Source organism: Candidatus Kuenenia stuttgartiensis (assembly GCF_900232105.1).
GTDB classification, from domain to species: domain Bacteria; phylum Planctomycetota; class Brocadiia; order Brocadiales; family Brocadiaceae; genus Kuenenia; species Kuenenia stuttgartiensis_A.
Genome location: NZ_LT934425.1, coordinates 3,493,025 through 3,516,308 on the forward strand (window position 1 = coordinate 3,493,025; position 23,284 = coordinate 3,516,308).

At 42.2% G+C, this 23,284-nt stretch carries 18 protein-coding genes; 9 read left to right on the forward strand and 9 right to left on the reverse strand.

All coding sequences use genetic code 11. The features are described from left to right. The first annotated feature begins 208 nt into the window (after positions 1-208). Together KSMBR1_RS16340 and KSMBR1_RS16345 are read left to right on the forward strand one after the other, a co-directional pair. Positions 209-2,518: a heavy metal translocating P-type ATPase gene (locus KSMBR1_RS16340; RefSeq protein ID WP_099326270.1), complete on the forward strand. Its 2,310-nt coding sequence runs from the start codon at positions 209-211 to the stop codon at positions 2,516-2,518. A 177-nt stretch (positions 2,519-2,695) separates the two neighbouring features. Next, positions 2,696-4,009, forward strand: a complete 1,314-nt coding sequence (locus KSMBR1_RS16345) for a CCA tRNA nucleotidyltransferase (protein WP_099326271.1) — start codon at positions 2,696-2,698, stop codon at positions 4,007-4,009. Positions 4,010-4,241: 232 nt separating this feature from the next. Here the strand turns inward: KSMBR1_RS16345 and KSMBR1_RS16350 are convergent, their stop codons facing one another. The 9 genes from KSMBR1_RS16350 to uvrC all read right to left on the reverse strand — a co-directional run bounded on the left by KSMBR1_RS16350 (position 4,242) and on the right by uvrC (position 13,715). Next, complete coding sequence (locus KSMBR1_RS16350) at positions 4,242-4,598, reverse strand: carboxypeptidase regulatory-like domain-containing protein (protein WP_099326272.1); 357 nt, start codon at positions 4,596-4,598, stop codon at positions 4,242-4,244. A gap of 557 nt (positions 4,599-5,155) precedes the next feature. Continuing rightward, a complete protein-coding gene (locus KSMBR1_RS16355) occupies positions 5,156-5,551 on the reverse strand; it encodes a PilZ domain-containing protein (protein WP_099326273.1) in 396 nt (131 codons plus the stop codon). 131 nt (positions 5,552-5,682) lie between these two features. Beyond that, the gene (locus KSMBR1_RS16360; RefSeq protein ID WP_099326274.1) at positions 5,683-6,099 is read right to left on the reverse strand and encodes a hypothetical protein; all 417 of its coding nucleotides are present in this window, start codon (positions 6,097-6,099) and stop codon (positions 5,683-5,685) included. A 1-nt stretch (position 6,100) separates the two neighbouring features. Beyond that, on the reverse strand, positions 6,101-7,126 hold the full coding sequence (locus KSMBR1_RS16365) for a hypothetical protein (protein ID WP_099326275.1): 1,026 nt from the start codon (positions 7,124-7,126) through the stop codon (positions 6,101-6,103). Next, entirely contained in the window at positions 7,123-7,776 is a 654-nt protein-coding gene (locus KSMBR1_RS16370; protein ID WP_230405683.1) for an ABC transporter ATP-binding protein, read from the reverse strand. Before KSMBR1_RS16370 ends, KSMBR1_RS16365 begins: the two co-directional genes overlap by 4 nt. Positions 7,777-7,784: 8 nt before the next feature. Then, the gene (locus KSMBR1_RS16375) at positions 7,785-8,933 is read right to left on the reverse strand and encodes an ABC transporter permease (RefSeq protein WP_099326277.1); all 1,149 of its coding nucleotides are present in this window, start codon (positions 8,931-8,933) and stop codon (positions 7,785-7,787) included. Between the two features lie 198 nt (positions 8,934-9,131). Then, positions 9,132-10,397, reverse strand: coding sequence for a M48 family metallopeptidase (locus KSMBR1_RS16380; protein ID WP_099326278.1), 1,266 nt, complete (start codon positions 10,395-10,397; stop codon positions 9,132-9,134). 6 nt (positions 10,398-10,403) lie between these two features. Continuing rightward, a complete protein-coding gene (locus KSMBR1_RS16385) occupies positions 10,404-11,645 on the reverse strand; it encodes a competence/damage-inducible protein A (protein ID WP_099326279.1) in 1,242 nt (413 codons plus the stop codon). A 243-nt stretch (positions 11,646-11,888) separates the two neighbouring features. Next, a complete protein-coding gene (gene uvrC / locus KSMBR1_RS16390) occupies positions 11,889-13,715 on the reverse strand; it encodes an excinuclease ABC subunit UvrC (RefSeq protein WP_157820668.1) in 1,827 nt (608 codons plus the stop codon). A gap of 617 nt (positions 13,716-14,332) precedes the next feature. On the opposite strand from uvrC, the gene murQ reads away from it, so the two are divergent. The 7 genes from murQ (at position 14,333) to KSMBR1_RS16425 (ending at position 23,217) form a co-directional block, all read left to right on the forward strand. Continuing rightward, positions 14,333-15,238 (forward strand): N-acetylmuramic acid 6-phosphate etherase, encoded by a 906-nt coding sequence (murQ, locus tag KSMBR1_RS16395; protein WP_099326281.1) that lies wholly within the window; start codon positions 14,333-14,335, stop codon positions 15,236-15,238. Between the two features lie 364 nt (positions 15,239-15,602). Then, a complete protein-coding gene (locus KSMBR1_RS16400) occupies positions 15,603-16,133 on the forward strand; it encodes a phosphatidylglycerophosphatase A family protein (protein ID WP_099326282.1) in 531 nt (176 codons plus the stop codon). A gap of 411 nt (positions 16,134-16,544) precedes the next feature. Continuing rightward, positions 16,545-19,934, forward strand: a complete 3,390-nt coding sequence (locus tag KSMBR1_RS16405) for a helicase-related protein (RefSeq protein ID WP_099326283.1) — start codon at positions 16,545-16,547, stop codon at positions 19,932-19,934. Continuing rightward, positions 19,877-20,569 (forward strand): virulence RhuM family protein, encoded by a 693-nt coding sequence (locus KSMBR1_RS22120; RefSeq protein WP_230408009.1) that lies wholly within the window; start codon positions 19,877-19,879, stop codon positions 20,567-20,569. Before KSMBR1_RS16405 ends, KSMBR1_RS22120 begins: the two co-directional genes overlap by 58 nt. A 9-nt stretch (positions 20,570-20,578) precedes the next feature. After that, positions 20,579-20,935, forward strand: coding sequence for a type II toxin-antitoxin system death-on-curing family toxin (locus KSMBR1_RS22125; protein ID WP_295101274.1), 357 nt, complete (start codon positions 20,579-20,581; stop codon positions 20,933-20,935). A 102-nt stretch (positions 20,936-21,037) separates the two neighbouring features. Then, positions 21,038-21,268: a hypothetical protein gene (locus tag KSMBR1_RS16420; protein ID WP_099326286.1), complete on the forward strand. Its 231-nt coding sequence runs from the start codon at positions 21,038-21,040 to the stop codon at positions 21,266-21,268. Positions 21,269-21,477: 209 nt separating this feature from the next. Then, complete coding sequence (locus KSMBR1_RS16425) at positions 21,478-23,217, forward strand: Eco57I restriction-modification methylase domain-containing protein (RefSeq protein WP_099326287.1); 1,740 nt, start codon at positions 21,478-21,480, stop codon at positions 23,215-23,217. Positions 23,218-23,284 lie beyond the last annotated feature (67 nt).

Here is a 23,284-nt window from a genome sequence, read left to right on the forward strand (position 1 = left end):
ACATTTTGCTACACCGGACCTTCACCGTGCGTCTGCGGCATACGGTGAAGGCCAGTGAGCTTGTCGTTGTGCTGCGTGCGCCTGCGCTAAAGAAGCCGAAACTTTAAGCACCCACGGGATTATCTAAATTCTTCGCTTGGCTTGACAGTTACTCGAAGGTTGTAACTTACTTTGTGTGCGCCAAGGATTTATGGAACAGGAGGGGAAAATGACTGCAAATCATTCATTTGAAACGGAAAAACTCGTTGATCCAATCTGCGGCATGGCGGTCGCGCCGGAAACCGCCGCAGGAAAATATGATTTTCAAGGCGAAACTTATTACTTTTGCTCGACGGGTTGCTTGAACAAATTTAGGCAAAACCCGCAAAATTTTCTCGAAGGGAAGAAAAACGAAAAGCAAGCGGAGGAAAGCGCGAGCGCGGAATACACTTGCCCTATGCACCCTGAAATCGTGCAAATCGGCCCCGGAACCTGCCCGAAATGCGGAATGGCGCTGGAGCCGAAAATATTTAGCCTGGACGATGCGCCCGACCCGGAATACGTTGACATGACGCGGCGCTTCTGGATTTGCGCCGTTTTTACCATTCCGGTTTTTATTCTGGCGATGGGCGAAATGCTGCCGAATTTCCATTCGTTTATTTCACCTGAAATTTCAATTTGGATTCAATTCGTTTTAGCGATGCCCGTTGTGCTGTGGGGCGGATTTCCGTTTTTCAAGCGCGGCTGGACGTCCGTTAAAAACGCCAGTCCAAATATGTTCACGCTGATCGCTCTCGGCACGGGCGCGGCTTATCTTTACAGTCTTTTCGCCCTGTTTTTCCCGCACTTTTTCCCGGCTTCAATGCAGGACGAACACACTGGATTGATCGGCGTTTATTTTGAAGCGGCGGCGGTGATTACAACGCTTGTTTTGCTCGGACAAGTTTTAGAGCTGCGCGCCAGAAGTCAAACCTCCAGCGCGATAAAAGGACTTTTAGAGCTTGCTCCCGAAACGGCCATCGTCGTCTCAGATGGCGGCATGGAAGAAGAAATTGCGCTTCAGGACGTGCCAATCGGAGCGACGCTACGCGTGCGCGCAAATGAAAAAATCCCGACCGACGGTGTGATTTTGCAGGGCGAAACAGCGATTGACGAATCATTAGTTACCGGCGAATCCATTCCGGTTGAAAAACAGGTGGGCGATAAAGTCATCGGCGGCACGATTAACGGCGGGCGCCCTCTTTTAATGCGGGCGGAAAAAGTCGGCAGCGACACGCTGCTTGCGCAAATCGTCCGCATGGTCGGCGAAGCGCAACGCTCGCGCGCCCCGATCCAAAGACTTGCCGATGTCGTTTCGGCGTATTTCGTTCCAGCGGTAATTTTGGTGGCGATTGCGGCATTCATCGTCTGGCTGATTTTAGGCTCGCTTACTTACGCGCTCGTCGCGGCGGTTTCGGTTTTGATTATCGCCTGCCCGTGCGCTCTCGGTTTGGCGACACCTATGTCCATCATGGTAGGTACTGGTCGCGGCGCGCGCGCCGGCGTTCTGGTCAAAAAAGCCGAAGCGTTAGAGGTTCTGGAAAAGGTCAATGTGATCGTTGTTGATAAAACGGGAACTTTGACCGAAGGAAAACCGCGCCTGCAAAAAACGATTTCGCTTTCCGGTGTGGATGAAAAAGACGTTCTGCGTTTCGCCGCCAGCCTCGAAAAATCAAGCGAGCATCCGTTGGCGGCAGCCATCATCAAAGGCGCGGAAGAAGAAAACGTCCGATTAGCAGCGGTCGACAGTTTCGAATCCGTCACCGGCAAAGGCATTTTTGGAACGATTGAGGGCAAAAAAGTTCTGGTTGGCAACACCAAACTCATGCAGGACAACAATGTGGACTTTCCGGCGGACGGAAAAGCTGACGAATTGCGCCTCGAAGGTCAAACCGTAATGTTTGTGGCGGTGGACGGGGAACCCGCCGGACTTGTCGGCGTGGCGGATACGATTAAAGAATCCGCCAGAGAAGCGATCAACGAACTGCACCGGCAAAAAATCAAGGTAGTGATGATGACGGGTGACAACGCGAAAACCGCCGGCGCGGTGGCGCGGAAATTAAACATTGACCAGGTTTTCGCCGACATTCTGCCCGACCAGAAAGCCGACAAAGTAAAACAATTGCAAGCGCAGGGAAAAATCGTGGCAATGGCTGGCGACGGCGTAAATGACGCGCCAGCACTGGCACAGGCTGATGTCGGAATCGCTATGGGAACAGGCACGGACGTGGCGATGCAGTCGGCTGACATCACGCTTTTAAAAGGCGATTTGCGCGGCATTCTGAGGGCCAAAACATTAAGCCGCGCGACGATGCAAAACATCCGGCAAAATCTCTTTCTCGCGTTTGTTTACAACGTCCTCGGCATTCCGATTGCGGCGGGAGTACTCTACCCATTCACCGGCTGGCTGCTCTCGCCGATGATCGCGGCGGCGGCGATGACCTTCAGTTCCATTTCGGTGATTATGAACGCTCTGCGACTGAGGAATTTGCAGTTGTAATTTCCACCACGTGCCGATGAACACCTCATTTAGCTGGAGCGTAATAGCTGTAAAGGGAGTACTCGCTTCACAGCTATCGTCGCTCGAACATGGTCGCTTGAGCTATCCCGCTTTTCGGGTGCCGGAACCGATTAACACGCAGTCCACCGCATATATGGAAGGTAATGATAAGTAAACATGCCCATAAAACAGAATGCCATTGAAATTGTAAAAACATTGCAGGATAAAGGTTTTGATGCCCTTTTTGCGGGCGGATGTGTGCGCGATATGATTATGAGGAGGGAATCTGCCGATTACGATATTGCCACGAATGCCCTTCCCCATGACGTTATGAATCTCTTTAAAAAAACTTTTTCCGTAGGTACGCAATATGGCGTGGTGGTTGTTGTAAAAGATGGACATAATTTTGAGGTTGCTACATTTCGCACAGAAAAATCTTATAGTGACGGGCGGCATCCGGATTATGTATCCTTCAGCACTGCCGAAGAAGATGTAAGGCGTAGGGATTTTACCATTAACGGACTGTTGTATGACCCGGTGAAAAAGGAAATGCTCGATTATGTGGGAGGCAGGGACGATATTGCCGCGGGTATTATCAGGACAATTGGCGACCCTGTTGAACGGTTAACTGAGGACAAGTTGCGCATGATACGTGCAGTCCGCTTTGCGTGCCGGTTTAATTTTCATATCCATGAGGAAACAAGACAGGCGATTATAAACCTTGCGCCGCAGATTCATGTAGTCAGCGCAGAACGTATTCGTGAAGAGTTGCAAAAAATTATTACCGGACCAAACCCGCATCTTGGGATTCAACTGCTGGATGAGCTTTGCCTTTTGCGCGAAATACTTCCTGAGGTATCAGAAATGAAAGGAGTCCGGCAGCCTGAAAATTTCCACCCGGAGGGAGATGTTTTTACGCATACTTTGTTATGCCTTTCTAAAATGGAAAATCCTTCGTGGACGCTGGCAATGGGCGTGTTGCTGCATGATATCGGGAAGCCACGGACGTTTCAGGAACTAGACCGCATTCGGTTCAATTTGCATGAAAAAGTAGGAGCTGATATTACCGCTAAAATCTGCAATCGTTTAAAGACTTCCAACGCCGATAAGGAACGAATTATCTGGCTTGTTTTGAAACATCTTTGTTTTAAAGATGCTAAGAAAATGAGGCTTAACAAACTGAAACGGCTCTTTGCCCATGAAGCATACAAAGAACTTGAGGAATTATGCAGGATTGATGCCCTTGCGAGTTCTGGCGATTTATCGGACTACTATTTTTGCCGTGAGATGTTTGAAAAACTATCGAAGGAGGAGGTTAAGCCAAAGCCACTAATTACCGGACATGATCTTATTGCGATTGGATTAACCCCGGGTCCTGCATTTAAGCATATTCTGACAAAGATTGAAGATGAACAGCTTGATGGAAATATAACAACAAAAGAGGAAGCACTCAAAAAAGCACAGGAGCTAGCCTGCGCGGATGCCGGATGATAAAATTCTTAGACAAGATTATTACTTACAGAGTATTTTCCAGCAAGCACGAAATAAAAAATACGAAATTCTAAATACGCAACAAATTTCAACATCCTACCCCTCCTTACCTCCGCCAAAGGGGGAGAATGTCCCCCGTTGGCGGGGGTGCAGGGGGTGGATTTGTATTTAGCATTTCGTATTTCACCAGTTAATATTTTGCAAAAAATGCAAAAAAATTACTGGCAAGGTACTAATTAGCCGGTGCTGATTGCAATGTCTGCTGCTCCGGGCTTGCAACCATTCTAATCATCTCTAAATATCTGTTCTCCCTCTTTAGTAAATTTATATCATTGGTTTGCGTTTGATAACCTTCTTTCTCATATTTGATTGTATAGGTTCCTACCTTCAGGGAAAGGGAATAACTACCGCTGCCGGAGGATTCTTCGCTATAGGCTCGATAATCGTCTTTGGCAGATATCTTAACCTTAGATAGACCTTTGTTGTCGGTATTATATACATACCCATAAATGTCCGCTGATGCGGAGGTTATCTTTGCAGTACTATACACGAATAAACTCAAAACCATTAATACCAACAATTTCTTCACAGACTGTTCTCCTTGTATAAAATTACCCTTTACCTTACACCATGACGACGAAATGGTGGATTCGTAAATATACTTATCGTGGTTACAAAAGAAATGCCGAAGTTAAGCAAAACAAGCGGCACTCTTTTCAAAGAACCTCGCTTCGTTTGTTTCCATATACTGGGGAATTAATAACCTTTTGTGGCGTGCATTGCTGTCTTTTTGCTTTAACTACAGGTTTTAGCAGGTTGATAATTTTTGAAATCTGACGAGAGCTTGTGTTTGATTGTAGAGGCAATCGTTGTTTAACGCAACACAAATCTACCAAGGTCATTTTACCCTATTGCTTCAAAGTCTTTAAAACAAACAAAAAACTAAAGTATCATCGAAAAGGGTGTATTCCCGATTTTTTGTGATTTCCGCCATGTTTTAATGAAACGTTGCAGTAGTGTTAACCCTGACAGGGTTTCAAACCCTGTCAGGGTTGTTTTGCCCCGACTCCATGAACGCTTACAAACAATCGGGAATGCACCCCATCGAAAAAGTAAATTCCAGGACAGCCTGTTAAGAGGATAGTCCTATCTCATAAAATCTTTTAGTTGATTATCGTCGTTCTTTTTCTTTTCTGCGATATAATCCTCTATAATCTTCCTTTCGTAAGGGGGTACCTCGCCGAACTGAACGGCGAATTTATAACTATCATATGCATTTGTTTTGGTGGAATGATCGATACGAATGGCAGTCCCCTGTAATCGTAACTGATGAGATTCAAATGTACTCATTGGCAGTTTGAAGGCTATTTGTACTTTTGTCTTCAGAGGGAGAAATTCTTCTAACACGCAATGTGCTCCCCCGCAACTCAGGTTTAATATCATCCCTTCGAGCGAATTATAATATGCGCTGATTATCACGAGGATGCAGGTGTTTATTCGTTGATGTTCACGTCTTTGTTCAAAATCGTTATTTTCTTTCATGTCGATTCTTTCTCTATTAATGACAGTAAGATGGTTCGTCTAAAGAAAAAAGGGAAAGCCTTCATAATTGTTTTCTCAATCCTCAATCCGCAGTCTGCAATTTGCCGACTGCTGATTGTTGCAGAGGCATATTACTCATCCGGTTCAAAGGGGTCATCTACAATCCTTCCGTTAAATTTGTCCATGTGGATTTGCGCATATTCTCTTTGTTGAAATACGTGGATGCGATTATCGTTGGTTTCATTGGTAATGAGTTCGCTCTCAACAAAATGTGCCATGTAGGAATCTATCTTATTGCCGCGTATTTCGTCAGTGACAATAACGTGGTCAACAGCGTGTTTATTTTTTTTAAACCATTGCACGGCACAGTAGATGGAGCAAAACCTTTTAATACCGCTATCCTTCAGAACGATTTCAACTTCGTAAATGGGCGTAACCGGAGAGCCATCATAATCGCAGCGGGGATATTTTACATATTTTTGATAAAATACCCCAAGGGTTGCAATTATAAGAAAGAGGGCAATGCCTGAGCAGAATTTTTTTGTCATATCACGTTAAAACGAGGTGTATTGTTACCATTAATAATGACGTCAACAAACAAAACAGGGATAAACTGTTTATCCGTGCTGTGAATAGTTCAATTATCTGCTTCGAAGAAGAGTTTTTACCAAGAATACGTAGTATGTTTATCCAGCCGATGCCGAAAATGCCAATGATAAATAATCCAAGCATGATAGATGCATCCGGCACTATGCCATTCCCTATAAAACAATACAGGCAATGGTGAAAGGGGAGTTGCATAAGTTTCGGTGCGATTATTTCAATGAAAGAGAGCAGCGTAACAGGAATGTTTAGGAGACCTGTTCCCGATTGGAGATAAAGCAATGTCTTGTCTGACACAGGTATCAAATGTCTCCATCTTTTTGAAAGGGGGAAAAATAACAGGATGATAAGGATAATGTTTATAGAATAATAAAGAAGGAATAATGCCTTATCAAAATTTTCCCCGAATATGGCCTGGGGGATCATGGCGGAAGGGCGCAATGGAACGTCAAAGAAGGTAGCGCAACAGGAAACAGATATAAGAGGTTTCATTGACAGCAGGTAATAGACGTCAGCGCCGCTGTCAACAAAGAGTATTACGCATATGGGAATGAGAAAAAGCAATATTTTTCTGGTGAACGGTGATGTGGGATGCGCCTTATCCGCATAATAACAAAAAATCCACCCCCCCATGATGAAAAATGAAATGGGTTTTATGATTTGAAGGAAAGCGGATGTAGCGGGTAAAATCTGCGTTACGCCAAATATGCACATTGCACCCGGTACTTCAGGCACAAAGCTTTGGAGCATAAAGTAAAACCATGGCCACGCAAGCATTCGTATGCCGATGACGACGCACGCTATCAGGAATATCAGGTATCCTTTTTGTTCATATTTTGTTTTTGATTCTAATGGAACAAGGGCATCAAATGCCAGAATCGCTCTGAGTGTTGTGAAAAGGAGGACCCCCCCCAGAGAGAGCGAAACGGCAGCAATAAACAACATAATAATGGTGTAGATGTTAATAATCATTGGAGCCTGCCATTTCTCATGGTAAATGTTTCATCCGCAATTTCCTTAAAACGGGGGTCATGTGCTGCTACAACGATAGTAGCGCCTCTGTTTTTTAATTCAATCAGTGTATTCATCAGTTTTACGCATGTTTCTTCATCAATATTAGACGTCGGTTCGTCAGCAATAATGATTCCGGGATTATTTATCAGCGCCCGTGCAATTGCAACGCGCTGCTGCTGTCCGCCGCTGAGTTCTTCCGGTGTATGGGTCACTCTCTCTCCCAGATCCATCATATCTAAAAGTGTCTTTGCCCTTTTGAAACGTTCTTTTGTGCCAATCCCCACAGGAATGAGCGGATACGAAACGTTTTCCCAGCTTGGTAGTCTGGGAATAAGCATAAAATCCTGGAAGATAAAACCGATCTTTTCGCGCCGCAATACAGAAAGGGCGATATCGGAAAATGCGGTGATTTCCTCTTCGTTAATAAATACTTTACCGGTAGTTGGTCTGTCTAACGTCCCGATAATGTTGAGCAATGTGGTCTTGCCAGAACCCGAAGGCCCTTTCAGTACGACAAAACTATTTTTGGCGATAGTGAGATTTACCTCCTCTACGGCACGTACTTCGTGTTTTGTGTTAGCGTTATACCATTTGCGTATGTTTTCCATCCGTATCATTATTTCATTGCAACAACCGGTGATTCGGTTGAAGCCCTCCACGAGGAATAGATGCTCCCTACCATGGTTAAGAGAAAGGCAAAGAAAAAACCCAGCAAAAGCGGCAGCGGAAGGAATTTCGAAGGCACGTTAAACTTGGGCAAAAGGGTTGTTTCTGAAATGAAAAATTGACCAATGAACGCACCGTTGAATACCCTGATCCAAAGGATTGATACAATAATTGCTATGGTCGCCCCTAGCAGGCTGATGAGTAATTGTTCAAAAGTAATGAGTTCCAGCACTTCGAGCGTATTCCATCCGGTTGCTTTCATAATGCCTATCTCTTTTCTCCGGTCCGACAATCCGAAGCCTGATGCTACAAGAATTGCAGGTATGCCCAGGGCAAAGGCGACAACATATAATGCGGTAAAAAGCCCTTCTTTCAGCAAAAATCCCTTTTTTACAAATAGTTCAATAATATGTTTATCCTGCAAGCGGTAAGGTTCGTTCATTAATAGCGTATACAAATCAGTGGCTATCTCCGCATTGTGCCCGGGGATGCTGTATATTTGTATGTCCGTGGCGACGTCAGTCCTTCCGAACAATTCCCCTGCATCTTTAAAAGACATAAAGAGCAGGGAAGCACCCCAAATGCCCGAGTCTGCGGAGAACATTCCTACGACAGTAAACACCTTTCGTTGCTGTCCGCGCATGCTGAACTGATCGCCAATGCGCAATTGAAAATGCCGGGCTAATTCGTTGCCTACGACGACTTCATCAGGGTTTTCAAACATCCTTCCGGAAATACACGACACGGAATCAGGGACGTCTTTTTCACTGATTCCAACGATTACCGCCAGTTTGTTTTGAAAATAAGCCCTGCCTATAATGCGCGGCACTGCCTTTTTAACCCCGAAAATATGCCTGATTCCTTCCAGATATTTCAATGGAACAGAGGTGTTTCTGCCGAATTCATCAAATGTAAGGTAGAGATCGCCTCCTTCGTTAACCGAGACAAGGGATTGCGCACGTATTCCGTCAGAAATGGAAATTGCGGTAATAAAAGGCGTCACAATTGCTATTATACAAAGACATACCACAACGGTCTTTGCCCTGTGCCGTAACAGATTTTCACTTGCGAGCAGAAGTAAATTAATATGTTTATTCAAAACAAAAAAATACCCGGTTGTTTAATGCGTAATGGATAAGAATGCCTGAAGGCCATAACGTGCTATTCGTAATATTGCAGAGAAAGATTGTACAAAGTGTTTGGAGATTTATTTTAATCCAATAATTTTGGCTTTGCAAGGGTGTTTCATAGAGAAAGAAATAAGGTCTATGAACTATGAACTATGAACTATGAACTATCAACTATCAATTAATTCTTTATTCTTCCTTCGCCTGATCGATTGTATTCTTTCCAATATCGGCGGATGGGAATAATGAAAAGCCGCGTAGAGTGGATGTGGATAGAGATTGGAAAGATTATCCTTTGAGAGCTTTACAAGCATGTTTATCATGCTCTTATTGTCCTTTGTCATTTCATAAGAAAACGCATCCGCCTCATATTCGTGTTTCCGGGAAAAATAGTGTGAAAGGGGGCTGAAGGGGAATGCTGCTATAGAGCCTAAAAATCCAATGATAACAATCTTCGCAAAAAAAGTGCTTTCCTTCAATTGGAAGAGCTGTATCAGGCCTTCTTTCTGCATTATATTGAATGAAATAAACATTACAATAATTGCAATAATTTCAGAAACAATAAGGTGTTTCATAAGATGTTTTTTCTTCCAGTGTCCTGCTTCATGTGCAAGTACTGCAATAATTTCGTCTTTTTCCATCTGCCCGATAAGCGTATCATAAAGAACGATCCTTTTTACTTTTCCAATGCCGGTAAAATAGGCGTTCGTGTGCTTCGTTCTCTTTGATGCGTCCATTTGGAAGACGCTCTTTACTTTAATGCCCACCTTTTGCATAAGTTCCCTTATCCCTTTTTGAAGCGATTCGTCTTCTACGGGAGTAAATGTGTTAAAGATAGGCGCTATTACATACGGGAATATATACATCATGAGAATGCTGAATAATAAGAAAAAGCACCATATCCAGAACCACCATAAACCAGGGCTGGCCTGTACGATGAAAAATCCCGTTGCGATTATGAAAGAAACCATGATGGTTGTTATTAAAAGTGATTTCCACAAGTCTGTTATCCATAGCTTCATTGTTGTGGTTGTGAAGCCATATTTATTCTCAATGACAAATGTATGGTACAGTTTGAAGGGAATCATCAAAACGGTATCTGCATAAAGCAGTATCAGGAAGAAGACTAACCCTGATACAATGAAGGGCATTTTCAAAGATACAATCCATGAGTTGTAACTATCAAGCAAACCGCCAAATAGAAAGGCCAGCAGAATTGCGTTATGGAAGAGAGAACTTACAAAATTGAACTTTGTGTTTTCAATAACGTACCTTTGCGTCTTATTGAGTAATTCCTGGTCTATGTAGCCCTCGAAGTCCGGAGGGATTTTGTTCCCATGTTTCTTTAAGTGGGAAAGATTAAGGTAATCTAGCCAGTACCCCGCAATTACCACAAAGATATATGCTGACAATACAATGATGAGATAGTTATTCATACCTGTTTAATCCACCTTATGGTTTTGTAAGAAGCGTAGTGTCATATAAAGCGCTGTGTTTGCTGAAAAATGTTTGTTGGAAATCCTTGTGCCGTGAAATTGGCATTTTTTTACTTCGGTAAAATTATCACCTGTAATTGCAATGTAAACCAGTCCGACGGGTTTTTTGTCTGTGCCTCCGCCTGGCCCTGCAATGCCGGTGATTCCAATGCCGATGCTTGCTTCAGAGACCTTTCTGGCGCCCTTTGCCATTGCTTCCGCCACTTGAGGACTCACTGCCCCATGCGTTGCAATACATAATTCCGGTACGTGTAAAATAGTTATCTTTGCTTTGTTGCTGTATGCGACGATTCCTTCCGGAAAATAATCGGATATGCCGGGGATATTGGTAAGTTTGTCAGAGACGAGCCCTCCGGTGCAGGATTCCGCAACCGCGAGAGTTGCATTCTTTTGTTTTAAAAGCTCATACACGGCGTATTCGAGACTTGTGTCATCCGTTCCAAAAACCGCCTGCCCAAGTGTTTTCCTTAAGGCTGCCTCTGCGGCGTCCAGCTTCTGCAGGGCATCTTCTTTGACAAGGGACGTAGTGAATGCATTGATAGTAACAATACCGTCATGAACCAACGTCATTATTTTTATTGAATTATTAATAACGCCGGATTCCCCAATGAGTTTGTTTATTTCAAATTCAGGCATTCCAAATGTATGAAATTGCCTTGTTGCGATACACGTATCGTCTGTCAAATGCCGCGCTTTATATATTTTCAAATAGGAGTTAAGCATTTGTCGCATTTCTCCAGGTACGCCGGGGAGGCATACGATATCTGTCTCATTATAGTTAATTGCAAAGCCTGTCGCCGTTCCGTGATCATTGGGAATGATAAGGGCGCCGGAGGGGATTGATTTTATTTTTTTTGTGCCTTCGTGCAATGTGTCTGCGCATTGTGGCTTGTTGGTATATGATTCACCGCTGGGTATTAATGGCATGTTAAAGAGATCTGATACTATTTCGCGTGTGAGGTCGTTTTCTGTTGGGCCGAGGCCGCCGGTTGTGATAATCAGCCGTACCCGGTCTTTGGCGATATTAAGTGCGGATCTTAATAATTCAGCATCATCGCGGACTGCTGTGGCAAAAAGGACATGAATCCCGTTTTTAGTCAACATTTCCGCAATATACCGGGTATTCGTCTCGGCTATTTGACCGAGAGCGATTTCCGTGCCTATGGCAATGATTTCCGCAGTAGTCATTTAATGTTGCTTCCTAAAGCTGGCATAGCCAGTACCAAACAGGTATGAGATAAAAAACACGAAACACGAAGCACGAAATACAAAACGAATTCCAAAATACAAAATCCCAATGAAAAGAACCTGGTATTGAACATTTCCCCCTGCTGTTTTGTTTTATTGAAACATTTCTTAAAAATGCATTTTACATGAAAGGATTTATACATACAACTTTAGATTTACGATGTACGATTTTAAATTCTAAAATCACGTCTTTGCCGCACTGTGAAAATGATTATAAACTTCATTTGCCAGTTTTGCCGGTAATTTGCCTATTTCTGTTAATTGGTTTATTGTGGCGTTTCGAATGCCTTCAATGCTTCCAAAGCGTTTTATCAGCGCTTTTTTTCTGATAATGCCGATGCCTGGGATTTCATCGAGGGGCGATTTGTAATACTCTTTGTCACGAAGTTTTCTGTGATAGGCAATGGCAAACCGGTGCGCCTCATCACGAATTTTGGCAAGGAATAAGAGGACGGGGGATGAAGACGGAAGGAGTATCGGATGAGGTATGTGGGGGGCGTGGACTTGTTCCCCCTGCTCTCCCTTAGGAATACCGCTTTTTCCTCTGTCTTTTGATAATGCGAGAAGGTCCGTATCATTTATTGCGAGTTCTTCAAACACCCTGAGCGCAACGCCCAATTGTCCCTTCCCCCCGTCTACCATAACGAGATCCGGCAAATCTCCCTCTTCGACTGCCCTTTTATACCTGCGTAATAATACTTCATGCATCATTGCGTAATCGTCTATCTGGTCTACTGTTTTTATCCTGAAGCGTTTATATTTCGATTTGTCAGGCATGCCGCATTTGAACGTTACCATTGAACCTACCGCTTGTTTGCCAAAAATGTTGGAGATATCAAAACACTCTATACGTTCCGGCAGGTTTCTCAGTCCGATAACATCCTTCAGCGCCTGTAATGTGCGTGAATAATTATCGTCCTGCGTCTGCGATACCTTATAGGCATTCATCGCATTTTTTTGCGCCATTTCAATAAGACGTAATTTATCACCGCGTTTCGGGCAAAACACGGAAACCTTTTTCCCCTTTCTTTCGGTAAGCCACTCTTCCAGCAAAACAGCATCCGGGGAATTAACCGGTATGATAACTTCAGAAGGGATAAATCGGGTCTGACTATAAAATTGATTTAAAAATGAACGAAATACCTCTTCGATTGTAGTATGGTTTATTGATAAACGATAGGAAGCGATGTCTTCCATATTGCCTGAGCGGATAAACATTACTTCAATATATACATCATTATCTGTAAGGTAATAACCAAAGACGTCCCGGTCGATAAAGGTAAGGGAATTGATCCTCTGCTTCTCAACGGTTTGTTCGATGGACTGTATCTGGTCGCGCAGTTTTGCCGCCTTTTCATATCGCAACTGTTTCGACTCTTCGTACATTTGTTTCCGGAGAATGCTGATAAGGTCTTCCTGTTTGCCTTTTAAGAGAAGGATTACCTGGTCTATCAATGTCTTGTAACCTGCACGGTCTATCAGTCCGCAGCAAGGCCCGAGGCACTTATGAATCTGATAATAAAGACACGGCTTTGTCCTGCTTTTGAACGCATTATCCCGGCATTTTCTGACAGGGATTGTGTCATTAATGTACCGTAGTGTTTCTCTGACAGCCCTGGCGGAGGCATAGGGGCCAAAGTACATTGCGCCGTCATCTTCCTTCTGGCGAACGACTTTCGGATACGGAAAATCTTTGTTGGTTTCCAGTTTGATGCAGAGGAAGTTTTTGTCGTCACGTAAATTGATATTAAATTTGGGTTTGAATTGTTTTATAAAATTATTTTCAAGGATAAGGGCTTCTTTTTCAGTCTCCGTAAGCACGAAGTCAATATCAACCACGTGCTTTATTAGATATTCCGTGTAAAGTCTGTCCCCGGTTCCTTTCTGGAAGTAGCTTCTAACGCGGTTTTTGAGATTCTTTGCCTTGCCAACGTAGATTACCTTATGTTTAGCATCTTTCATAAGATAAACGCCGGGAGACACAGGCACGTTTTTTAATTTAAGTGACAAGCTCATATCATATAGTTAAAAAAATCGTAACACTTTAGTCTTTTGAAACTGGAAATACTCATTTGTAGTGCGACGGGGGTTAGTCGCACCAAAAAAAGTAGTGTGATAAGGAATAGGGTCTACTCAAAACAATGCGACGAACCTCGTCGCACTACATTGTTGGAATTTTTCAAAATACTAAATTGTTACAAAAAATCTGATTTTAGAAATGTAGGAGCGAAGCATTTGCCTGCGCTATACTTTTAACTTCTCAAACAGTCCGCAGTCCACAGTCTGCAATTTGCCGACTGCCGACTCTACAGTCTTCCCCCCATTAATAAAAGGGGCAAGGGGGGTGTTTACCTCAATTAATTGAGAAGTTACCTATACTTTATATCAGCGGCAATGCGTTTTGTAAATATCTTTGACAATTAACAACATCGATGCTATATTTCAAAAACCATGTTGCAGAATACCCGAATTAACCAGCACAGGCATAGTTATGATAAGCATTCAGCATCTGAATGAAAACCATTTCCCGCGCGTACAGGCATTTCCTTCCGCCTTCACCGGAACGTAGATAACTCCTTCTGTATTTTATATTGATAAATTTTTTACGGATAACAGGTAAGGATACTATGAATACAAATGATCGCTCACAATTACTGACAGAACAGCGAAATCCAAATTCAACCGATATCGACAAAAAATCCACATTGGAAATTCTGGACATAATTAACGCAGAGGACGCAAAAGTATTTGCCGCAGTGTATAAGGAGCGTGAAAATATTGCAAAGGCAGTAGACCTGATAGTAGACGTCTTTATGAATAATAAAGGGCGTTTATTTTATATTGGTTCCGGCACCAGCGGCAGGCTTGGCATATTGGACGCTTCCGAGTGTCCACCAACGTTTAGTACGGATCCCAATATGATTACAGGGATCATTGCCGGCGGAGAAAAGGCGGTATTTCAATCAGTGGAAGGGGCGGAAGATTTCCCGGAAAACGGGGCGAGGGATATCCAGCAAAGAGAGGTGAACCACCGTGATATTGTTGTGGGTATTTCTACCGGCGGTACGACGCCCTATGTTACGGGTGCACTGTTTGAGGCAAAAAAGCGAAATGCGAAAACGGTGTTTATCTGTTGTAATCCTGAGATAATGCCAAGTTTTGATATCGACGTTATTATCAGGCCGATTGTGGGTCAGGAGGTAATAACGGGTTCTACCCGCATGAAGGCCGGTACTGCGACAAAGCTTGTGTTAAATATGTTAACAACCACTGCAATGATTAAAATTGGTAAGGTTTACGAAAATCTTATGGTAGATTTGAAGGCAATGAACGCAAAACTTACCGACCGTGCCGAGCGTATTATTATGACATGTACAGGCATCGGGCGTGAAGATGCTAAAAAGCTGCTGCAGGCGGCGTTTGGCAATGTAAAAGCTGCCATAGTTATGCAGAAACTGGGGATTGATTTTTCGGAGGCGAAAAAACGCCTTGACGCAAACAACGGTTTTGTAAGGGCAGTTTTGAAAGAATAAGCCCATTTCCTCTATTCGGGTGGTTCAGACATCTTGGCTGTACGTACAGACAGGACTCTGCACCACCGGAATGGAGAGCGAAGCGCCTCTTCGTCAATCTAAATAATGCTTCGGCAGGTAGGGTGGATTAAGCGACAGCGAATCCACCATTTCATCTGTCAAAAGCGCCACATCTTGTTCAGTGATTTCAAAAAGGGTTTAATTACAAATCCAGATGTAACCTCCGGCGGGGTCAGGTTATAAATTTGACGTTTGGGAATTTCAATGTTTTTGTAGAGACACATTGCATGCGTCTGGAAACTGCTGGATGTAAAGCTGTTTTGTTTTTACACCGTGTCCCATTCACTCAGTCTTCATCATTCACATGAAAAACAAGAGAGATTGCATTAGATGGATTGTCGCCACATGGTTTGGTTCCGGGCTTCTCCCGAAGGCGCCAGGCACATGGGGCAGCCTGGCGGCAATTCCCTTTGCGTATATGATTTCCGTATATACCGTTCCCTATGTATTTATCTCAGCAACTGTCGCCTTGTTTCTGTTTGGCATAGGGGTATCAAACAGCATTGAAAAAAGCGCCCGGAAGAAAGATCCGGGGTTCATTGTTGTTGATGAGGTCGTAGGCCAATGGATAGCCCTGTTCCCATTGCCTTTTCTCTATAAATGCACCAACCAATATTCCTTCCCCTACTTTTTGATTTCCCTGATAGCAACAGCATTTATTGCCTTCCGTATTTTTGATATATGGAAGCCATGGCCCATTAGACATTTAGAACAGAGCATTCCCGGAGGCCTGGGGATTATGCTCGACGATGTTATTGCCGGTTTCTACGCCCTCATAATAACCTCCGCATTCACAGCAGGAATACTGTTCATTCGAAACACTTTGGTTTTTTGAGAAAATATGGGCGAAGCATTTGCTGTAAATAGTCATAAATGCTTCATACGCAAACGGGCAAATGCTTCGCCCCTACTTCCTTTTTGTAAAAATTATTGTAACTATTCAACGTAAAACATTCCACGGCTCCAGGCGGGTTTGTAACCTGAACCCGCGAATGTATTTTCCAGCGCCAGTGCGTGCCCAAGTAGCGGCAATGCATGCATTGCCGCTACTTGGGCACAAGAACGAAAAATGCATGTAGTGCGACGAGGTTCGTCGCACTACAAATGACAATTTCCAGTCAATTTTTATAGGACTATGAGCAGGGCAACCCTTTAGGGTTACTATTCCGTACAAAGACTCCTCACTAATCGTTCGGGAGGACAGATTGCCGTTAAACGGCATAGATGATTTAAATCAAAGACTATTATGAAAAATTTTATTACTAACCATAACACCGCAAACCTTAAAAAACGCTTAATCGAATTAATCCGGAAAAGCGATGAACTGAAATTCCTGGTGGGCTTTTTCTATTTTTCAGGAATCAGAGAACTTTACGAAGGGCTGAAGGAAAAGCCCGATGTGAAGCTTAAGATTTTAGTGGGGTTGCAGGTTGACAAGACAAATAATGGTATTTTTGAGTTTGCAGGACAGGACCTCCAATTATCCGATGAAGAAAGATGCCATAAATTTCTGGAATCAGTAAAAAAATCTATCAATACAGAGGATTTTGATACAGAAGAATTTTACCAACAGGTGCGGTATTTTATTAAGCTTATCAGTGAAAACAAACTCACCATTCGAAAGACGTACAATCCAAATCATGCCAAGATTTATCTGTTCAAATTAGAAGAAGGGCAGGTGGGCAGGAAAAATTTATTTATCACCGGCAGTAGCAACCTGACAAAGGCGGGCATTACTACACAGGAAGAGTTTAATGTCGAGATAAGCGATTTTGGTTTTGATGATGCAGAGGCATATTTCGACAACTTATGGGACGAGGCGGTAAAAATAACCGAAGATGATGTTATTAAAAAGAGATTAATAGACATCATTGAAAATGAGACCCTTGTTAAAGACATTACCCCATTTGAAGCCTTTGTTCTGGTCTTAAAAACATACCTTGATTCGTTTGAGCAGAAAGAAGTCAGCCAATCGCTTGTTAACACATTGGAAGAAAACGGCTACACCCCCTATAAATATCAGTTGGATGCGGTAAAACAAGCCCTTGCAATCATTGAAAATAATAACGGCGTAATCATTGCGGATGTTGTCGGTTTGGGCAAGACGGTCATTGCCTGTGCAGTCGCAAGAGAACTGAAAAGGCGCGGCGTTGTTATTTGTCCTCCGGGTCTTGTTGGGGACAGAAACAAAAACTCCGGCTGGAGAAAATATACGGAAGATTTTGGCCTTTACGATTGGGAAGTACGGTCGTTGGGCGATTTGGAAAATATTGCAGATTTTGTAAGCAGGGCAAAAGATATTGATGTGGTGATCGTGGATGAAGCCCATCGTTTCAGAAACCAGGATACACAGGATTACGAGTATCTGAAAAACATCTGCCGCAATAAGATTGTTATTTTACTCACCGCTACACCCTTTAATAACAGGCCGGGTGATATTTTGTCCTTGCTAAAGCTATTCATAACACCAAAGAAATCGTCAATAACATTGGAAAATAACCTTGTCGGTAAATTCGCTGAGTTCAAAGGCGTTTTCGACAGGCTTGCTTACATCAAAAAATACCGGATCTCGTCAAATGAAGCTAAAAGAAAAAAAACAGAAAATTATTATACAGCGCTTTTTGGCGAATTGCCGGTCAATTTAACAAAAATAAAAAAACGTTCGCACTATCTTGCAAGACAAATCAGGGATGTAATAGAACCCGTTACCATCCGCCGTAATCGCCTTGATCTGCAGAAAAACCCTTATTACAAAGATGAGGTCAAAAATCTGTCCATAATCGAAGACCCGAAAGAATGGTTTTTTGAATTGACCAAAGAACAGTCGGCATTTTACGACCGGATCATTCGTGATTATTTCGGCGACCCGGACGAGGGTGGGCGATTCAATGGCGCAATCTATCGCCCCTTTGAATACAAAACCCAACTTGATAAAATCGTCGGGGAGAAATTAACGGAAAAGGAAAATTTTCAATATATCCAGCAGCGCAACTTGTACGACTTTATGCGGCGCTTGCTGGTGAAACGCTTTGAAAGTTCGTTTGGGTCTTTCAGACAGAGTATTGAGAATTTCAGGAAGATTACAGAGAATATCTCAAGGTTTATTGAGAAAACAAACAGGTATATCCTTGACCGTACTCTTTTTGAGAAAATATATGACCTTGATATGGAACAAATCGAGGAGTATTTAAAGGATTACTCTGAGCGGATAAGAAAGGGAGATTATCCCAAAAATCATGAAGTTTACGAGGTCAGTAAATTTACATATAAAGACGACTTCCTTGCCCACATAAAAGCCGATTTAGTCCTCTTTGACAGTATTCTGCAGGAATTATCAGGATTAAATTTGGTGGATAACGATCCAAAAGCAAATTGCCTGTTGAAGAACATCAATGACGTTTTAAATAAAAGACCAAACAAAGGCGAACCAAGACGAAAGGTAATCATCTTTTCCGAATATCTGGATACTGTGAAATATCTTGAGCCTATACTTGAAAAACACTTTGGGGAAAGACTTTTAGTAGTGGCGGGGGATTTGTCGGCGCACAAAATATCCCTGATCAATAAAAACTTTGACGCCTCTTATTCTACATTAATAAAGGGGGATGAAGGGGGTTGTCCTGATCAGGAAGAGGCATACGACATTCTGCTTGCTACAGACAGGATTTCCGAGGGCTTTAATCTGAACCGCGCCGGGATGGTTATTAACTATGATATCCCATGGAATCCTGTACGGGTAATCCAGCGAGTAGGCCGCATAAACCGCATCAGTAAAAAAGTTTTTGACAAGCTTTATATTGTAAATTTCTTCCCAACCGAAAAAGGCTCTGAGCTGGTTAAATCGCGTGAGATTGCCAGCAACAAGATGTTTTTGATCCATAATACCTTAGGTGAAGACGCCAGGATATTTGACATAGATGAGGAGCCTACACCTGCCGGGCTATACGAAAGAATCCGGCAAAACCCGGATAATATTGAACAAGAAAGCTTTTATACCAGGGTACTTGCCATTTACTCAGAAATCAAAAAAGAAAATCATGGACTTATTGACGACTTAAAAAATTATCCTCTGCGGGTAAAAGTTGCTAAAAAAGCCGATGAGAACGAACTTTTGGTTTTCTTCAAAAAGGGAAGGATGTATATCCACCGTATAAAATATGACGCCGGAAAGGAAGGCGGGATAACGCAGACAACCCTTGAGGAAATCTTTGATAATATTGCATGCGACAAAAACGAAACCAGGCTCCCCTTAAGCAGTTCGTTCTGGGAATTTTATGAAAAAGTAAAAATATTCAGAGAACACCGATATAGTCCTCCAGGTGAAGTAAGCTTAGAGCAAAAGGCATTGAATAATATCAACACTTTTATAAAAAAACCATGGGAAGGGCTGCTCCCGCATTTGGATTTCCTGAGAACATTGAGGGAGGATATGCTGGACTACGGTACGCTATCTGACTACACATTGCGCCGCATTGCCAATTTAACAAATTCCGATGATAATAATCGCAAAAAAGCCATTCAGGAAATATCAGCCCTGAAAAACGAACTTGGGGATGACTATTTGCGAAGAGAAAAGGAATGGCAGAAGAATCTTGTCAGAGAAATTATTATTGCAATAGAGAACCAGAATATATGAGCAAAACAGATACGCAATTTGATAAAGGCGAAATTATAATTTATCAATCCTCTGAAAAAGAGATTGAGTTAAAAGTGCGCCTGGAAAATGAAACAGTCTGGCTTACACAAAGTCAAATTGCTTTATTGTTTGGCACCCAAAGACCAGCTATAACTAAACATATCAATAATATTTTTAAATCTGGTGAATTAAATAAAGATTCAGTTAGTTCCATTTTGGAACATACTGCCGCTGATGGCAAAACCTATAAAACCCAATTTTATAATTTGGATACTATTGTTTCCATAGGATACCGCGTAAATTCCAAACGCGCCACGCAGTTTAGAATCTGGGCAACTAGTGTGATTAAACTGTATCTTGTTAAAGGCTATGCAATTAATCAGAAACGATTGTTAGAAACAAAGGAAAAGTTTAAAGAGCTTCAGGAAACTATATCATTTCTGCATAAGAAATCAAAACATGAGTTGTTAAGCGGGCAAGGCTCGGAAATATTAAACTTACTTGCCAGCTATTCCAAAACGCTTACACTGCTTGAGCAATACTATAAAGAAAAACTTGCTATTATTAAAAAGAAAAAAGGGAAATTTGTTTTGGATTACAAAAAGGCACGTTTTGTTATTGATGAAGCAAGGTAGGCGTTAATTATCAAAAAAGAAGCGAGTGATTTATTTGGATTGGAAAACAGTGATAGATTTAAGGGAATCTTGGGATGTATTTATCAAACCTTTGATGGCAATGAATTATATCCATGTTTAGAGGAAAAGGCTGCTCATGTGCTGTATTTGGTTATTAAAGACCATCCCTTTGTTGACGGCAACAAACGTATCGCCTCACTTTTATTTGTTTATTTTCTGCAGAGAAATAAATATCTGTATCGCACTAATGGCGAACAGAAGATAAATGATAACGCATTGGTTGCCCTTGCGCTTTTAATAGCCGAGAGCGACGCTAAAGACAAAGATATTTTAATAAAAATCATTACAAACCTTTTAAACGATTGATGATCAGAGAAATGTTAGAAGATATTATTACAGAATTTAAGGAAATTCGTCCGTTTCTTCCGTGAGAAAAACCGCAATGCCTTTGCGCCGGTAACAGAGGACTTGTCTCAATATGGCGATGATTATTTCGGGAACGGATCAAAACTTGGTGAAATCAGGTTTGCCCAAGAGGAGAAGATGCTTGTCTGCGCCTTTGAAGCATGCAAGCCACTTTCAGAGCGAAGCGGTAAAAAGGCGCAGTATGAAAAAGGGAAAAAAATCCTCAAAGACAACCAGACAGATGCCGGGTTTTTATTTTTTACGATACAGATAATAACTTCCGTTTTAGTTTAATCTATGCGGAATATCAGGGTGTAAAACGCAAATTCAGCTATTTCAAACGCCTCACGTTCTTTGTAAGCCCAAGACTTACCAACAAGACATTTCTTCAACAGATAGGCGAAGCCGACTTTTCCAACCTTGAAGGTATCAAAAAGGCATTTTCAGTTGAGCCTGTAACAAAGCAGTTTTACGGAGAACTTCAATACTGGTATTTCTGGGCAATGGACAAGATTAAATTCCCCGATGATTATAAATACAGCAATGACCCCGCAAAAGACAAAGAGATACGCAATGCAACAAATCTCATCCGATTAATCACAAGGATCGTATTCATCTGGTTCTTAACAGAAAAGGACAAGGACTTAATCCCTCTGGAATTATTCTCAACGGAGAAACTCAGTAAAATTGTAAAAGACTTTATGAAAGACAAAAAAGCATCTAACTTTTACAACACAATCCTCCAAAATCTCTTCTTCGGCACATTAAATCAAAAGATGGACGAACGGAAATTTGTACAAGAAAGAGGTTTCCAGACACATAAAAAAGAATACGGAGTGAAAAATCTTTTTCGCTATGCAGATAAATTCCTGGTAAGCAAAGATAATGTTCTGGAACTCTTTAAAAACATTCCCTTCTTAAACGGTGGATTATTTGATTGCCTTGATAAAGAAGATGAATCAGGCAAAGTGATTTATGTGGATGGGTTTTCAAGAAATCAGGCAAAGCAATCAATTATCCCTGACTATCTGTTCTTTCAGCAGGAGGGAGAAAGAGTTGATCTTTCAAATTATGGCCTTGGCGTCAGCAGACCTGTCATGGGACTGATTGCGATTCTGAATAGTTACAATTTTACCATTGACGAAAACACACCGATTGATCAGGAAATAGCCCTTGACCCCGAACTTTTAGGGAAGGTATTTGAAAACCTCCTGGCTTCTTACAACCCTGAGACAGCAACCACAGCAAGAAAAGCTACTGGAAGCTATTATACTCCACGAGAGATTGTTGACTATATGGTGGAAGAGAGCTTGTTTGCATACCTCAAAGGCAACCTATTTGAAACTGAAGAAGATAAAATCAGGAGGCTTCTTTCCTATTCAGAAGAGATTCCGGAATTTTCTGAATCGGAGAGGCAAAAGATAATCTCGACAATTGATGATATCAAGATTCTTGACCCTGCTTGCGGCTCAGGCGCATTTCCAATGGGAATTCTTCACAAACTTGTCTATGTCCTTCAAAAGTTGGACCCTGAAAATAAATACTGGTATGAGCTTCAATATCAAAAGGCGCTTAAAGAATCTAAAGAGGTCTTTAAGCAGGACAATAAAAACGAAAGGCAGGAAAGGCTTGGAGAGATAAATGAGACATTTGATGAGGGTATAAACTATCCTGACTATGCCCGCAAACTGTATTTGATAGAAAACTGTATATATGGAGTTGACATTCAGCCCATAGCTATCCAAATTTCAAAACTCCGATTCTTTATCTCGCTTGTTTTAGACCAAAAGGCTGACAGGGGCAAAGAAAATTTTGGAATCAGGGCATTACCAAATCTTGAGACAAAATTTGTAGCAGCAAACACATTGATAGGGCTTGATAGACCTAAGCAATTGACAATTAAGAACCCTGTCATTAAAAAAAAGGAAAAAGAGCTGAAACAAATCAGACATAAATACTTTGAGGCAAAGACAAGAAAAGAGAAATTGGATAGTCAAAAAAAGGATAAACAAATCCGCAAGGAGATTGCTGATTTATTAAAGCACAGTGGATGGGACACTTCCACGGCAGAAAAGATTGCAACCTTTGACCTCTATGACCAGAACGCTTCGGCAGACTGGTTTGACCCTGAGTGGATGTTCGGCATAGTAGTAGAGACAGGTTTTAAACCTGTCTCTACGATCAACGCCAACGACCAACCGCCAGCCTGTGTTTACCACCGCAATGGAAACAAACAATGGTAGCGTGTTAAGGAACACAAATGACATTTAAATAAACTTCTGCCTAAGTTCTCGTCGTCTGTTTCTACTC